This is a genomic window from Corynebacterium sp. HMSC05H05, from assembly GCF_001807265.1.
Taxonomy (GTDB): domain Bacteria; phylum Actinomycetota; class Actinomycetes; order Mycobacteriales; family Mycobacteriaceae; genus Corynebacterium.
Genome location: NZ_KV788411.1, coordinates 1 through 15,111 on the forward strand (window position 1 = coordinate 1; position 15,111 = coordinate 15,111).

The following is a 15,111-nucleotide window of genomic DNA, read 5'->3' on the forward strand; positions in this document are numbered from 1 at the left end:
CTTCACCACAAATCCAGCCATTGTTCAACAAACCTACGGTCAGTGGTCCAAAGGACCCGAAGATCTGTCGCCGCGGACCCGCTTGAGCACATTCTCAGCAGATATCAAACACATGGGCACGCCCACCCCAGGCGTCGTGGTCGCCCCAGCGTACATCAGCGAGTCCAGCTTCCGGCTTGTGTTGGTGCCGCGCAGGAACGCGGACTGCCGCAGCGTGTGCGCGGGCCCGATGGACCCGCCGGACCAGGCGTTGTAGCGCTCGGCGAAGTCTGCGGGACCGAGCGTGTGCTTGACGACGATCCTCCGGCCCAGCCCCGCAACCCCACACCTTGACGCAATCTGCTCGATCGCCGCGTCGGTGATCCGCTGCACCTGCTCCGAGGCCTCGCCGCGGTACATGTCGCCGTGGCCCACCGAGGGATCCGCGGGCACCGGCACCAGCACGAACAGGTTCTCGTGGCCGGCAGGCGCCACAGACGGATCCGTCGCTGACGGCTTGGACACGTAGATGGACTGCGACGCCCCCAGCGGCCGGCTGGCAACGGGCCCATTAAATACAGCATCGAAGTCGTCGGACCAGTCGTCGCTGAACAGGAAGTTGTGGTGGGCCAGCTCCGGGATCTCGCCTTCAACGCCCAGCATGACCAGCACCGTGCCCAGGCCGGGGTCGCGCGGGGCGAACCAGGACTCGTCGTAGGTGCGCTGCTTCTTCGGTAGCAGGCGCGTTTCGGTGTGGTGGAGGTCCGCGGCGGAGATGGTGATGTCGGCGGGGAGCCTTTGGCCGTCGATAAGCACAACGCCCTTGTCCTCGATAACGACCACTTCGCTGTTGAAGCGGAACCGCGCGCCCTGGTCGACGGCGAGGTTGAACAGCGCGTCCATAACCGCGGCGAAACCGCCCTGCGGGTACAGCACACCCTGGGTCAGGTCGGTGTGGCTGAGCAGGTGATACATGCTCGGCGTGCGGCTCGGGTGCGAGGAGAGGAACACCGACGGGTACGTGAGCATCTGGCGCAGGCGCGTGTCCGTGAAGCGCTTGGCCACAAACCTGTCCAGGGGTTCGGCGAGGTAGCGCGCCAGGCGCCCGTACTGGCCGCGGATGCGCTTCATAGGCTCAAGGGAGCGGAAGTTGGTGTAGAGGAAGTTTTCGATGGCCAGATCGTAGGTTTCCTCGGCGCTGTCCAGGTACTCCAGGAGCTTCGCGCCCGCGCCCGGTTCGAGCTGCTCGAAGAGCTTGGCGGCGTTGTCGCGGCCGGAGTGGACGTCGATGGGCTCGCCGCTCTCCGGAAAGAGGCGGTAGGCGGGGGCGAGGGGCTGCAGGTCCAGGAGCTCCTCGGTGCGTGTGCCGAAAAGGCCGAAGAAGTGGTCGAACGCGTCCGGCATGAGGTACCAGCTCGGGCCGGTGTCGAAACGGAAACCGTCGATGGTCTCGCTGCCGGCGCGCCCGCCGTGGGTGGGCAGCTTTTCCACCACGGTGGTGTCGATGCCCTCGCGGGCCAACAGCGCCGCGGTGGCCATGCCTGCCACGCCGGCGCCGATCACGATGGCTGACTTCGGTTGCTGTTTCATTGCTTCCTTGCGTTTGCGAGCGCTTTTGCCGTGAGCGCGAACTTAATGTGGTTGGGCACGCTGACCCTGGTGGTTTGCAGCTCGGCCGCCGGGGTGGCGGCGATGCGGGCGTTGAGCTCCCGGAACAGCGCCTCCGCGGCGGCCACTCCCCCGCGCGCCGCGGGCGGCAGCAGCGGGATGGATTTGTGGGCGCGGTCCAGCTCGTCGGTGATTTGGCTGGTGAGGGTGGACTTTAGAGCGTCGTCAAGCGGGGCGTCGAAGTACGCCCGGCCGAGTGCGCGGCTATCCTCGCCCAGGTCGCGCAGGAAGTTGACCTTCTGAAACGCGCTGCCGAGCGCGCGGGCGCCCTCCTCCAGCTCGCGGCGGTACGGGGTATCGCGGCCGCGCATGAAAATGTCCAGGCACATCAGGCCGATCACCTCAGCAGAGCCATATATATAGGTATCCAGCTCTTTTTGCGTGAATGTGGTCTGGGTCAGGTCCGCGCGCATGGAGGCGAAAAAGGCCTTCACGTGGTCCGGGTTGAGGCGGCACTCACGGAACGTGCGCGCCCACGCGTGCAGCACCGGATCCGTGTGGAAACGGTGGGCCGGCGCGTGCAGAACCTGCTCTTCGTATAGGTCAAGGGCGGTTTCCGGGCACTCGTTGGCCTGGGTTGTGGTGCCGTCCACGATCTCGTCCGCGATACGCACCATGGCGTACAAGTTCCGGATGTGCGTGCGCTCCGGCCTCGGCAACGTGCGCACGGCCAGGGAAAAACTCGTGGAATACTGCGCAATCACCTGCGCCGCCGCCTTGTCCGCCATGGCGTCGAAGCGGGAGAGGTAGGTGTTCACGCCTTGGCAGCTTACCGTGCGGGAACTGCGCTACTCCTTGGACTTGTCGTACGAGGCGTTGGCGATGATCCCCTCTGCCTCATCCTGCGACAACCCCTCCCCGCGCAGGCTGACCATCTCCATGGTGGAGACGTTGCCGGTCTCCGAATTCTCCGCGGAGAGGAACAGCCCGTCCCAGTAGTCGCCGTCGTCGTCCACGGCCTCGAAGTAGCTCACGATCGCCTTATCCGCGCCGTCCACCTCGGCGTCGTCCGTGCCCCTCGGTTCGATCTGAGTGTCACCCGCAAAAATGTTGCCGTACAGCGCAATCGAATTGGTCGCGTCCGCCTCCGGCGCCACACCCGTGTCCTTGGACAGGCGGATCTGCACCGTCATCGCGTCCTCGCTGTCGCGCGCGCCCACCACCCACGGGTCCTTGATGGAATCCGGGTCGCTGGAGCTATCAAACTCCGACCAGCCCTCCGGCACCCGAACCGTCAGCGGGCCGGAGCTGACCTCCAGCACGCCGGGGTCTTGCGCTTCTTGCGTTTCCCCTGCCCCACACGCCGCCGCACCCAACGACAGCGTTGCGGCGGCAACGGCGGAGAGAATCTTTCGCTTCACGGCGGGCCTCCCATGGTGGTTTTGCCCGCGATAGTACTTAAGGGGCTGCTTCCCCGCCGGGATTCTCACTTTCACACTTTGGCTACCTGCGGATTCGTAGTTTGATTCGCAGTGTGAGAGTTGAAAGTGTGAAAGTCCTACCACAGAGCAACCGTCGCAAAGCAAAAAGCTCCCTCCGCAACCGGAGGGAGCAATCTGTGGAGCATAGGAGAATCGAACTCCTGACATCCTGCTTGCAAAGCAGGTGCTCTACCAACTGAGCTAATGCCCCGCGTACCCAAGGGTACCGTGGGCCTAGCAAGAATCGAACTTGCGACCTCATCGTTATCAGCGATGCGCTCTAACCGACTGAGCTATAGGCCCTGGGAACGAATAGGAATATTACAGAGCACCCACAACAGCTCCAAATCGCCAGCGTAAGGCACATAAATGGGCAATTGCTTATCGACGTTTCACGCGCAGGCAGGCGAACCCAACCGGCGTTTTGCAAAAGTCGGCGGCGGGGGAATGTGACCTGGGATTTTGCGGCCTCGAACGCGCCGACACGCCGACTTTTGCAAAAGCTGGGCGCGGACCAATAGTTGGGGTCACCGGGATTGTCCGCAATGCGGAGTCCCGCGGCCTGGGAGACCCCTACTTGGCCCGGTTGGACATGGTGAAGCTGACGCCGCCAACCAGGTCCGCGATGGCGTTGTACATGACCACCGTCAGCGGGGCCATGATCACCTGGAACAAAAAGCCCACCAGGCCGAACAGGCCCGCTGCGGACATGGCCAGTTTCATGTCCACCACCTGGTCGCCGCCGACGCCGCCGATCAGCGAGTTGATGGACTCGATGACCCCGGCGCGCTCCAGCCCGAAATAGACCAGCAGGCAGGCCGCCATCCAAGCGATGAAGCCCAGAAAGGCCAACAGCGTTGCCACTTTGAAGGTGGAGCCGGCGCCGATGTTGCGCACGGTCACTTTGCGGACGGCCACGGGCTACTCCTTGTCCTCGCCTGCGTCGGCGGAGCTGTCGTCGCTAAGCGCTTGCTCAATGGTCTTCTGGCCGGTGGCGACTGCGGTGGCTTCCTCCTCGCCTTCGTCCTCGACGTTGCGGTCGATGGCGAGCAGCTCGACGCCGTCGGCGAGGTCCACCAGCCGCACGCCCATAGTCGCGCGGGACGACGGGCGGATCTGGTCGACCTCGGTGCGGATCACGCCGCCGGCGGAGGTGATGGCGAAGATCTGGTCGTCCTCGGCGACCGAAAGTGCGCCGATGAGCTTGCCGCGCTTCGGGCTGTACTTGAAGGTCATCACACCCATGCCGCCGCGGCCCTGCGCGTTGTACTCCTCGATGGCAGTGCGCTTGCCGTAGCCGCCGGAGGTGGCCACCAGCAGGTACTCGCCGTCCTTGGCCACAGTCATGGCCAGAAGCTGGTCGTCGCCCTTGAAGCGCATTCCCTTCACACCGGCGGTGGCGCGGCCCATCGGGCGCAGCTGCTCGTCGTCGGCGGAGAAGCGGATGGACTGGCCCTGCTCGGACACCAGCAGCAGGTCGTCGTCCTCGCCGACCAGGGAGGCGCCGATGAGCGCGTCGCCCTCGTTGAGGTTGATGGCGATCAGGCCGGCGGAACGGGCGGACTCGTAATCGGTCAGGCGGGACTTCTTCACGCGGCCGTCGCGGGTGGCCAGGACCAGGTACGGGGCGTCCTCGTAGGTCTGGATCTGGATGATCTGGGCGATCTTCTCCTCCGGCTGGAACTCCAGCAGGTTGGCCACGTGCTGGCCGCGGGCGGTGCGGCCCGCCTCAGGCAGCTCGTAGGCCTTCAGCCGGTAGACGCGGCCGAAGTTGGTGAAGAACAGGATCCAGTCGTGGGTGGAGCAGATGAAGAAGTTCTTCACCACGTCGTCCTGCTTCAGCTCGGCGCCGCGCACGCCCTTGCCGCCGCGCTTCTGGCTCTTGTAGGCGTCCACCTTGGTGCGCTTGGCGTAGCCGGTGGAGGTGATGGTGACCACCACGTTTTCGCGGGCGATGAGGTCTTCTTCGGTGACGTCGCCGGTTGCGGCGACGATTTGGGTGCGGCGCTCGTCGCCATACTTATCGACGATCTCCTTGAGCTCGTCGCCGACAATCTCGCGCTGACGCTCCGGCTTGGCCAGGATGTCCTTGTAGTCCGCGATCTGCTTCTCGATAGCGGCCAAGTCGTCGATGATCTTCTGGCGCTCCAGGGCCGCCAGGCGGCGCAGCTGCATGGCCAGGATCTCGTTGGCCTGGATCTCGTCGACGTCGAGCAGGTTGATCAGGCCCTGGCGGGCGTCGTCCACGGTCGGCGAGCGGCGGATCAGGGCGATGACCTCGTCCAGCATGTCCAGCGCCTTAACCAGGCCGCGGAGGATGTGGGCGCGCTTTTCGGCCTCGTCCAGGCGGTACTGGGTGCGGCGGACGATGACTTCGATCTGGTGCTTGACGTAGAAGCGCAGCATCTGGTCCAGGCGCAGGGTGCGCGGGACGCCGTCGACGATCGAGAGCATGTTGGCGGAGAAGTTCGTCTCCAGCGCGGAGTGCTTGTACAGGTTGTTCAGCACCACGCGCGGCACGGCGTCGCGCTTGAGCGTGACCACGATGCGCATGCCCACGCGGTCGGAGGACTCGTCCTCAATCTTGGAGATGCCCACCATCTTGCCGGCGGTGACCTGCTCGGCGATGTTGTGGATGAAGTTGTCCGGGTTGACCTGGTAGGGCAGCTCGGTGATCGTGATGACCTGGCGGTTGCCAATCTCCTCGATCTCGGTCACGCCGCGCATGCGGATGGAGCCGCGGCCGGTGGTGTAGGCGTCCTTGATGCCCTGGTCGCCCACGATCAGGCCTGCCGTGGGGAAGTCCGGGCCCTTCACGCGCTCCATCACGGCGTCGAGGGTTTCCTTCTCCTCGGCGTCGTGGTTTTCCAGGATCCAGTAGATGGCCTCCGCCAGCTCGTTGAGGTTGTGCGGCGGGATGTTGGTGGCCATGCCGACGGCGATGCCGTTGGAGCCATTCATCAACAGGTTCGGCACGCGCGACGGCAGGACGGTCGGCTCCTGGGTCTTGGAGTCGAAGTTCGGCGCGAAGTCCACGGAGTTTTCGCGGATGTCGCGGACCATCTCCATGGCGATCGGGGTGAGCTTGCACTCCGTGTATCGCATGGCGGCCGGGCCGTCGTTGCCCGGCGAGCCGAAGTTGCCCTGGCCGTCCACGAGCGGGTAGCGCATGGCCCACGGCTGCGCCATGCGCACCAGGGTGTCGTAGATGGCGATGTCGCCGTGCGGGTGGTAGTTACTCATGGTTTCGCCGACGGCCTTCACGCTCTTGACGTAGGAGCGCTCGGGGCGGAAACCGGCGTCGTACATCGCGTAGATCACGCGGCGGTGCACCGGCTTCATGCCGTCGCGCACCTCGGGGAGCGCGCGGCCCACGATCACGCTCATGGCGTAATCGATGTAGCTGGTCTGCATCTCCTCGTTGATGTCGATTGGTTGAATGCGGTCCAAGCCGCCAGTGGTGTCATCAGCCATATGTTTGAGTCTAGCGGGCTTCTCACGCCGCGACGGAGCAGCGACGTGGTATCAAAGTGGTATGGCTATGACGCTCCGCTTGACCGCAGACGAGGACAAGGCGCTTGTTTTGTTGGCGTCCGCATGGGGGTGCTCGAAGCAGGAGGCCGCGCGCCGTGCGGTGGTCACCGCAGCATCGCGATTGCTTGACGACGCCCACGTCACCGACCTCGCCCGCACCCTCATCCCCACCTACGCCGGGATGGAATCGCGGATCCGTCAGGCCCGTTCATGAGGCGTCTCTCCGGCGAGCAGCTCCTGGCCGTCGCGGACGAGTACTGCGCGTTCCACGGCTGCCACGTCCGTTCCTTCGCAGCCCTGGCGGCCAGCGCCGCCGTGCCCGGCTCCCGGCTCCACGGCGTGCCGGTGTTCGACTCTGTGGAGGCGGCCGCTGCCGCGCTGGCTGAGACGATCCGGGCGCTGCAGCCACTCTCCGGGACCAACGCCGGGTTCGCGGAGGTCGCCGCCGAGGTGTACCGGCGCTGGGCCGAGTGAGGATTTGTAAAAGTCGGCCGATCGGGGTGCGCCGATGTCGATACTTGCAGGTCGCGCCCAGGCGGCTCGCCGACTTTTACAAACATCAGATGAAGCCGTCCCGCCGAAGCAGGTCTTCCGTCACCGCCGGGATTGAACGCAGCGTGCCGGTGGCGAAACGCAGCGGACGGATCTGCAACAGCTGGAGTTCGATGTTGATCTCGGCGTCCTTGACCCGCTGCTGCTTTGTCCAGTGGTGAATGCCGTCGTACATGAAGCCGTACCGGGGCTCCAGAAGTGCGGCGTCCAGGGTAGTGACAAGCCTGTTTCCTCGGCGCACCGGCAGCTGCTCCCGGAAAGTGAGGCCGTGTTTGTCCGCGAGCCTCTTCAGTATCAGGCGCATTTCTGTTTCTTTCGGGGAGTCTGCCAGGGCGCTCGAGGTGCTGATGACGGAGGCTAACCATCGGTCGTCGATAAGCTTGTGGCCTGCAAGAATCAGCGACTCTGGAGAGATGGCAAGAAACCGTCGGGCGGCATCCACAAGCTGCACGGCCCTGACAAAGACAGGGTCGTCCTCGACCGTTTCGACCTCCCACCCCGCCTCTCCGCGGCGGAGCGCCTTCAACGCCTGGATCGTCGCCAGCGGGGGTGTCGCCAGCTGCACAACCTCGCCGTTGAAAAACACGCGCCAGACGTCCTGGGGTTTGGGGCTGCCGCGAACCATCCCCGGCCTTGTGCTGGTGGCCAGGACTTTCCGGCCGATTTTGGGGTTGATGAGGACGGTGTCGCACATGTCTACCAGCGCGGGAAGGCCGAACAACGCCAGCGCCCCGAAACCGGACAGGGTTGTCCCCGGGTGAGAGAGCGCGTGTGCGGCGGCGCGGCAACTCGCGGGGACGCGGTAGACCACGCGCCTGGGATGAGAGGTTGCCGCCGCCGTAGCAATGGGGCCCGGGATGAGCATGTCTGTGGGCACGGAAAAGTACTGGTTAACCGGGTGCACCGGCAATCCGGGCAGGGGATCCCGCATGATCGCGTGCCCAACAGTGATGTTCATACCGTTGTAAAGGCCCATACCTTTTGGACGGTGAAAATGGTGGTTTGGATCCCTGGACGGGCAAAAATTTCGGGAGCTTTGCAAAAGTCGGCGAAAGCCCTTCCCCCGACCTGGGATTATCTACCTGAACACCCGGCGGACGGACGAGTTTTACAAAATCCGTCCAGTACAAGGCCCGCAGAATCCCCCACCGCCTAACATGTTCCCCATGAAGAAAACCGTTGCGGCGCTGGCGGCCGCCGCCCTGCTCGCCGCCCCCTCCCCCGCCTTTGCGCAGGACACGGCCATTTCGCAGCTGTCCTCGACGAGCTCGAAGGGGTCCTCCAAGCCGAATTACCGCCCGGACTACGACAAGGACGTGAACCCGCCCGAAAAGCGCGCGCTGGAGGGATCCTACACCGGCTCGGCGCCAATCTCCCTGGCTATCGCGTTTGCCGCGACGGCTGTGACGGTGCAGCTCATCGTGGATTTCGTGCCGCAGGCGCGCGAGGCGGTGGACAACCTGGCGGAGCAGTTTAATCTGACGCACGTGCCGGGCTCGTCGGAAGGCAACCGCCTGATTCCGGCGAAGGAGATCACGGCGTTCGTGCAGTCCTACGCGGACCAGTACCTGCCGCAGCTGCCCCAGCGTTAGCTCCGCCACACGGCCTGTGTTACGGTTGTGCCCGTTGTGGTTGCAGTGAACCCACGAGAGCCATGTGACTGACGTGGCAAAAGAGGTGCTGCGGTGGAAGAGCTGCAACCGAAAACGGCCGGTCCTGCACCGGCCGTTTTTCCCGTTAAACTGGCCTGCATGACTGATCTTTCCCAGCTGCTTGACGCAGCCAAGCGCCCCCAGGTCGTCCAGGAGATCACCTCCCTGGTGGACGACACCATCGCCCGCCAGTCTGGCCTCACCGGCATGGCCCTGAAATCTGCCGTCGCGGCAGGTAAGAAGGCCGACGCGGACGCTATTTCCAAGGGCGTGAACAAGTTCCTGCCGCAGATCGTGGACGAGCTGAACCCGCACTGGTCCGATTACAAGAACAGCGGCGAGCAGGACTTCGGCCGGTTCTTGGCGGGCCGTGAGGATGACGTCGTCAAGGCAATGCTCGATGCTGGCGACAAGCAGGCGGATTCCATGCCCGGCGCCATCAAGAAGGTGTACTCCACCCTGCGCGGCAAGGCCGCGAAGATCGTGGGCCCGTCGTTGCCGCAGCTCGGCGAGATCGTGGAGCGTTTTGCCTAACGACGTCTAAAGCCACCAACGCCCCAGCGAAACCATTCGCCGGGGCGTTGTTGTGTTTGGCGCTTACACGTCCAGGAAGCGCACGTCCTTCGCCTTGCGGGTGATGAAGCTGCGGCGTGCCGCGACGTCGTCGCCCATGAGGATGGAGAACAGCTCGTCGGCGCGCTGTGCGTCCTCGAGCTCCACTCGGCGCAGGATGCGGGTCTCCGGGTCCAGGGTGGTCTCCCACAGCTCCTTGGCGTTCATCTCGCCCAGGCCCTTGTAGCGCTGGATGCCGTCGTCGGTGTTGATCTTGCGGCCGGCCTCCAGGCCCTCCGCCAGCAGCTCATCGCGCTCGCGGTCGGAAAACGCGTAGCCCGGCTCGCCCTTGCCCCACTTCAGCTTGTACAGCGGCGGGTTTGCCAGGAAGACGTGGCCGTTTTCCACCAGCTCCGGCATGAAGCGGAACAGCAGGGTCAGAAGCAGGGTGGCGATGTGCTGGCCGTCCACGTCGGCGTCGGCCATGAGCACGATCTTGTGGTAGCGCAGCTTGGCGATGTCGAACTCGTCGTTGATGCCAGTGCCCAGCGCGGTGATGATGGCCTGGACCTCGGCGTTTTTGAGCACGCGGTCCATGCGGGCCTTCTCCACGTTCAGGATCTTGCCGCGCAGCGGCAGGATGGCCTGGTACATGGAGTCGCGGCCGCCCTTGGCGGAGCCGCCTGCAGAGTCGCCCTCCACGATGAACAGCTCGGACTTGGACGGGTCCTTGGAGCGGCAGTCCGCGAGCTTGCCGGGCAGGCCGCCCAGGTCGGTGGCGGACTTGCGGCGCACCAGGTCGCGGGCCTTGCGGGCCGCCTGGCGGGCCTGGGAGGAAGACACCGCCTTGTTCACGATGACCTTGGCCTCGGCCGGGTTGGCGTCGAACCAGTCGGAGATGTTCTCGTTCACCGCGCGCTGGACAAAGCCCTTGACCTCGGTGTTGCCCAGCTTGGTCTTGGTCTGGCCCTCGAACTGCGGGTCGGCCACGCGCACGGAGACCACGGCGGCGAGGCCCTCGCGGCAGTCGTCGCCAGTGAGATTTGGCTCCTTGTCCTTGAGCAGCTTGTGGTCGCGCGCATAGCGGTTCATCAAGCTGGTCAGCGCGGCGCGGAAGCCCTCCTCGTGGGTGCCGCCCTCGTGGGTGTTAATCGTGTTGGCGAACGTGTGCACGGACTCCTTGAAGGAGCCGTTCCACTGCATCGCCACCTCGGCCTCCAGGCCGTCGCCCTTCTGGTCGAAGCCGATGATGGTCGGGTGGATGGCCGTCTTGGACTTGTTCAGGTGCTTGACGTAGTCGACCAGGCCGTCCGGGTAGTAGAAGGTGACCTTCTTCTCGCGCTTCTTCTTCACGTCCGGCGCGACTTCGTCGCCCGGCTCCACCGTGTCGCCGTCGCCGTCCTGGTCCACCTCGGAGGCGTCGACGGTCTCGGTGGTGTCGTCGAACGAGTCGCCGTCGATAGCCGCTGCGGTGTCGCCCTCCTCGGCGATCGCCTCGAGCTCCAACTCCTCGTCCGTGACGCGCTGGTCCGTCAGCGTGATGGTCAGGCCCTTGTTCAGGAAGGCCATCTCCTGCAGGCGGCGCGAGATGGTGTCGTAGTTGAAATCGACGGTCTCGAAGATCTCCGCATCCGGCCAGAACCGGATGGTGGTGCCGGTGCCGCGGGCGTTGCCGCCCTCCTCCAGCTCCTCCGGCACTGCCATCTCAAACTTCTGGTACCAGTGCTTGCCGTCGCGCTTGATGTCCGCCTCAACGCGGGTGGACAGCGCGTTGACCACGGAAATGCCCACACCGTGCAGGCCGCCGGAGACCGCGTAGGACTCCGAGTCGAACTTGCCGCCGGCGTGCAGCTGTGTCATGACCACCTGCACCGTCGGGGCGCCGGACGGGTGCATCTCCACCGGGATGCCGCGGCCGTTGTCCACGACCTCGACGCCGCCGTCTTCAAGCAGGGTGACGTCGACGCGGTCGGCGTAGCCCGCCATCGCCTCATCGACCGAGTTGTCCACGACCTCCCACACCAGGTGGTGCAGGCCGCGCACACCGGTGGAACCGATGTACATGCCCGGGCGCTTGCGCACCGCCTCGAGGCCTTCGAGGATGGTGATCGATGACGCGTCGTAATGGGGTTGCTGCTCTGCCACTTTCGGGAAGCTCCTCCATGCGTGAATGTGGGCCGAATGTGTCATTCAGGCCCGTTGAACCTGTCCCATATTACACGGTGAGGGGGCCATAACGGGGAGGTGTCCAACGCGCGAGAGGGCGTTTCACGCGCGTTTTTCGCCCACCCCTACCCGTACGTGTCGCGGGGCCCGCGGCCCTTCACGTGCAGGGGCCCGTACCGCCAACTCTTCGTTTTCGGCCCGTACACGTGCAGCTTGGTCACCACGTCCGGCCCAACCTTCGCCGCGATGGCCGCGAGCACCTCGCGCTGCATGTACTTCATTTGCGTGGCCCAGGCGGTGGAATCGCAGCTGACGTGCACTTCGCCGCCCTTGATCATCTCCACGTGCGTGTGCTGGCCGATCTTCTCGCCCACCAGCTCGGTCCAGTTCCCCATAACCCAGCCGTGCGCCATCTTCTCGGTCCAGTCGCGTTTGCGGATTTCGGTGCCCAGCAGGTTGGAAAAGGAGGAGATTTTGTAGCTGCGCGGCAATGCGCGCCCGTCCAGGCCGGTGGGGATTCCCCGCACATTTGCTTTGCGACGTTCCTCCGGCACACCCGGACCAGTCTCCAGCCCCGGCACCGTGATGCTGGCCTTTGGTCCGTCGTGAAGCGATGGTCTGTTGCGCCTGGGGACGGTGCCGGTGCCCTGGCGGGACAGGTCCGGCAGGCGGCCGCCGCGCTTGCGTGCGGTGGCGCGGACGGTGTCGAAGCTGCGCTTAATCAGATCGCTCAATGGCGCTCACCCCGTCCTGCATGGTCACAGCAAAGCGTGCGGCGACGGCGTCGTCGAGGTTGCCGGGCAGGTCGTCGCCCACCGCCGCGGTGACCAGGACCTGCTCCGCGTCGGCGGCGACGTGGACGAGGCGCTCGCGGCGCTTAGCGTCGAGCTCGGCAAAGACATCGTCGAGGATCAGCACCGGGTCGGTGCCCTCGCTGGCTAAGAGCTGGTATTCGGCCAGGTGGAGCGCCAGCGCGTAGGACCAGGTTTCGCCGTGGGAGGCGTAGCCCTTCGCGGGTTGGTCGCCGAGCATGAGCGCGAGGTCGTCGCGGTGCGGGCCGACCAGGGTGGCGCCGCGGTCGATCTCGTCCTTGCGGCGACGTCCCAGCTCGGCGAGCATCGCGGCCTCGAACACCGCCGGGTCTCTTGCCGGCCCGCCGTTGAGCTCGGTGACCGCCCGGTCGAGCGTGGAGCTGTACGCCACCGACGCGGGGCGCGACTCCGGGGCGACGGACTGGTAGGCCTCGGTGATCCGGTCGGCGAGGTCGTCGACGAGGCTGAGCCTTCCCGCCACCACCTGCGCGCCGAGCGCGGCGAGCTGGCCGTCCCACACGTCCAGCGTGCTCAGCGCGCTGGCGCCGTCTTCGTCCTGGTAGCCGCGGCGCAGCGCCATGTTCGAGCTTTTCAGCAGGGCGTTTCGCTGCCGCAGCACCTTTTCGTAGTCCGCGCGGGCGCCGCCGAGGCGGGGTGCTCTTAAGGCGGCGAGGTCGTCCAGGAACTTGCGGCGCTCCGCCGGCTCGCCCGTGATCAGGCGCAGATCCTCCGGGGAGAACATCACCACCCGCAGCACGCCCAACAGCTCGCGGGCGGATTTCAGCCGGGTGCGGTTGATCTGGGCCTGGTTCGCGCCGTGCGCCTTGATCAGCAGGTGCGTGGTCAGCGCGCGGCCGTCATTGACCGTGGTTGCGGACACGCGGGCATTCTCGGCGCCGGCGTGGATGAGCGGAGCATCCGTCGATACGCGGTGGCTCGACAGCTTCGACGAATAATGGACCGCCTCGACGATATTGGTCTTGCCGTGGCCGTTGCGGCCCGCGAAAACGGTCACGCCCGGCTCAAGCTTGAGATTCAGCTCGGGCCACGAGCGGAAATCACGCAGATCAAGCTCGCGGACGTGCATAGGCTAGCCCGGAAGGCGAACCGGCATGAGCAGGTAAGTGAAGTGCGTGTCCGGGGTCGGGAACGTGCCGTCCTCGCCGCGCTCCGGCAGCTGATCCGGCTGCGGGATCATGATCGCCGGGCGGGAGGCCTCCGTGAAGCCGAACACGACGCGGTCGGTGCCGATGACCGAAAGGCCGTCGCGAAGATAGCCCGCATTGAACGCGATGAGCAGCTCATCCACGCCGGTGAACGCGGCCTGGAGCGTCTCCTGGGCGGCGCCCGAATCCGCGCCGGAGGAGAACAGCGTCAGCTCGCCCTCCTTGAAGTGCATGCGCAGCTGCGCGTTGCGGTCCGCGACTAGGCTCACGCGGCGGATGGATTCCAGCAGCGGCGCGACCTCCACCGACGCGATCGCCGTGTGCGTCTTCGGCAGCAGCGGCGCGACGTTCGGGAAATCCGCATCGAGCATGCGGGTGGTGGTTTCGCGGTTGCCGGTGTGCAGGCCGAACAGGCCGTCGCCGCCGATGTTGTCGGCCGCGCCAGCCGCGAGCTCCACCGGGTCGTCGATAGAAGTGTCCAGCGTGCGCGCGTTATCCAGCAGCGTCTTGGCCGGGATGAGCAGGTCGGCCTTGACATCCGGGCTGGTCGGCTCCCAGGTCAGGTGGCGCTGCGCCAGGCGGAAACGGTCCGTGGCGGTGAGGGTGACATTCTCGCCGTCGATCTCCACGTGGATGCCGGTGAGCATCGGCAGCGTGTCGTCGCGGCCGGCGGCGGAGGCCACCTGGGTCACCGCGCCCGTGAGCGCCGCCGGGGAGATGCGGCCGGTGACCTCGGGCAGGTGCGGCAGCTGCGGGTAATCGTCCAACGCAATGAGCGGGAGCTCGAAGCGGGAGGAGCGCGCCTTCAGCGTCATCACCTTGGAGTCGGTGGAGACCTCGATGGCGTCGTTCGGCATGGTGCCCACGATGTCCGCGAGCAGTTTGCCGGCAACCGCGACTCGGCCAGGCTCGTTCACCTCGGCGCCGATGCGCACACGGGTGGAGACCTCGTAGTCGAAGCCCGCGAACTCCAGGCCGTTGTCGTCGGCCGTAATTACAACCGCGCGCAGCACCGGCTGCGTCGACTTGGTGGGCAGGCTGCGCGCGACCCACGCCGCGGCGTCCGCGAGCTCATCCTTATGGACGCGAAACGACACATTGTTGTCCATGACTGCGCAGTCTCCTTTGGCATTTTTGGCATTTCGGGCAGAGCCAGATCGGACACCACTCTACATTTGTGATTCGCCTGCGCGCACTCTGCCTATCGACGTCCACCTCCCGGATCGCAGACGTCATTCTGGGCCGCGGCGAGATTGCACACCCTCTCTTTCTCCAGATTGAATTACAAGAAGTAAAGAGGGGAACAACAGTAGGTGTTGGGGAATCTGTGGATTGGGCCGGTTCTGCGCCGGTCGCACGGCGTGTCGGGTGTGTGATTTGGGCTGTGGATAACTTGTGGATAAGTCGGGGCTTCTGTGGATAGTTTTTCGGGGTCGTTGAAATTACACAAACGGAACCGCGTTCTTCCACCGGTTATGCACACCCTGTCCCCAGGCTCAGCTTTTGTGATGGCGGTTACATTGTGATCTACTTGGCCAAACAACATTGGTGTAATTACACAGGTGTGGATAGGACTGTGGAGAGTGGTACGGAAGTGATTGTTGTTTCC

The 15,111-nt window shown here is 65.1% G+C and carries 14 protein-coding genes and 2 tRNA genes; 4 read left to right on the plus strand and 12 right to left on the minus strand.

Features of this window, described 5'->3' with window-relative positions; translation table 11 throughout:
• Positions 1-39: 39 nt before the first annotated feature.
• The 7 genes from crtI to gyrA all read right to left on the minus strand — a co-directional run bounded on the left by crtI (position 40) and on the right by gyrA (position 6,542).
• Positions 40-1,569, minus strand: coding sequence for a phytoene desaturase family protein (gene crtI, locus HMPREF3151_RS09715; RefSeq protein WP_070475366.1), 1,530 nt, complete (start codon positions 1,567-1,569; stop codon positions 40-42).
• On the minus strand, positions 1,566-2,375 hold the full coding sequence (locus tag HMPREF3151_RS09720; RefSeq protein ID WP_070475490.1) for a phytoene/squalene synthase family protein: 810 nt from the start codon (positions 2,373-2,375) through the stop codon (positions 1,566-1,568). The genes crtI and HMPREF3151_RS09720 overlap by 4 nt, the downstream gene beginning before the upstream one ends.
• 60 nt (positions 2,376-2,435) lie before the next feature.
• Complete coding sequence (locus HMPREF3151_RS09725) at positions 2,436-3,008, minus strand: hypothetical protein (RefSeq protein WP_141741397.1); 573 nt, start codon at positions 3,006-3,008, stop codon at positions 2,436-2,438.
• Between the two features lie 198 nt (positions 3,009-3,206).
• A tRNA-Ala gene (locus HMPREF3151_RS09730) sits at positions 3,207-3,279 on the minus strand.
• A gap of 18 nt (positions 3,280-3,297) precedes the next feature.
• Positions 3,298-3,371, minus strand: a tRNA-Ile gene (locus HMPREF3151_RS09735).
• 270 nt (positions 3,372-3,641) lie between these two features.
• Positions 3,642-3,986 carry a DUF3566 domain-containing protein gene (locus HMPREF3151_RS09740; RefSeq protein WP_070475371.1) on the minus strand — a complete coding sequence of 115 codons (345 nt, stop codon included), beginning with the start codon at positions 3,984-3,986 and terminating at the stop codon, positions 3,642-3,644.
• Between the two features lie 3 nt (positions 3,987-3,989).
• On the minus strand, positions 3,990-6,542 hold the full coding sequence (gene gyrA, locus HMPREF3151_RS09745) for a DNA gyrase subunit A (RefSeq protein ID WP_070475373.1): 2,553 nt from the start codon (positions 6,540-6,542) through the stop codon (positions 3,990-3,992).
• Between the two features lie 61 nt (positions 6,543-6,603).
• Between gyrA and HMPREF3151_RS09750 the strand changes: the two genes are divergently transcribed.
• Positions 6,604-6,816, plus strand: coding sequence for a CopG family transcriptional regulator (locus tag HMPREF3151_RS09750; protein WP_070475375.1), 213 nt, complete (start codon positions 6,604-6,606; stop codon positions 6,814-6,816).
• Positions 6,813-7,076: a TetR family transcriptional regulator gene (locus HMPREF3151_RS09755; protein WP_070475377.1), complete on the plus strand. Its 264-nt coding sequence runs from the start codon at positions 6,813-6,815 to the stop codon at positions 7,074-7,076. Before HMPREF3151_RS09750 ends, HMPREF3151_RS09755 begins: the two co-directional genes overlap by 4 nt.
• A gap of 85 nt (positions 7,077-7,161) precedes the next feature.
• Here HMPREF3151_RS09755 and HMPREF3151_RS09760 read toward each other — a convergent pair whose 3' ends face one another.
• A complete protein-coding gene (locus HMPREF3151_RS09760) occupies positions 7,162-8,112 on the minus strand; it encodes a hypothetical protein (RefSeq protein ID WP_070475380.1) in 951 nt (316 codons plus the stop codon).
• Between the two features lie 208 nt (positions 8,113-8,320).
• Here HMPREF3151_RS09760 and HMPREF3151_RS09765 point away from each other — a divergent pair, with 208 nt between their 5' ends.
• Positions 8,321-8,746 (plus strand): hypothetical protein, encoded by a 426-nt coding sequence (locus HMPREF3151_RS09765; protein WP_070843813.1) that lies wholly within the window; start codon positions 8,321-8,323, stop codon positions 8,744-8,746.
• Between the two features lie 159 nt (positions 8,747-8,905).
• On the plus strand, positions 8,906-9,340 hold the full coding sequence (locus tag HMPREF3151_RS09770; RefSeq protein WP_070475384.1) for a DUF6918 family protein: 435 nt from the start codon (positions 8,906-8,908) through the stop codon (positions 9,338-9,340).
• Positions 9,341-9,403: 63 nt separating this feature from the next.
• Here HMPREF3151_RS09770 and gyrB read toward each other — a convergent pair whose 3' ends face one another.
• The 4 genes from gyrB to dnaN form a co-directional block, all read right to left on the minus strand.
• A complete protein-coding gene (gene gyrB, locus HMPREF3151_RS09775) occupies positions 9,404-11,503 on the minus strand; it encodes a DNA topoisomerase (ATP-hydrolyzing) subunit B (RefSeq protein WP_070475386.1) in 2,100 nt (699 codons plus the stop codon).
• Between the two features lie 146 nt (positions 11,504-11,649).
• Positions 11,650-12,258 (minus strand): DciA family protein, encoded by a 609-nt coding sequence (locus HMPREF3151_RS09780; RefSeq protein WP_070475387.1) that lies wholly within the window; start codon positions 12,256-12,258, stop codon positions 11,650-11,652.
• Positions 12,242-13,423 carry a DNA replication/repair protein RecF gene (gene recF / locus HMPREF3151_RS09785; RefSeq protein ID WP_070475389.1) on the minus strand — a complete coding sequence of 394 codons (1,182 nt, stop codon included), beginning with the start codon at positions 13,421-13,423 and terminating at the stop codon, positions 12,242-12,244. Before recF ends, HMPREF3151_RS09780 begins: the two co-directional genes overlap by 17 nt.
• Positions 13,424-13,426: 3 nt before the next feature.
• Complete coding sequence (gene dnaN / locus HMPREF3151_RS09790; RefSeq protein WP_070475391.1) at positions 13,427-14,611, minus strand: DNA polymerase III subunit beta; 1,185 nt, start codon at positions 14,609-14,611, stop codon at positions 13,427-13,429.
• Positions 14,612-15,111 lie beyond the last annotated feature (500 nt).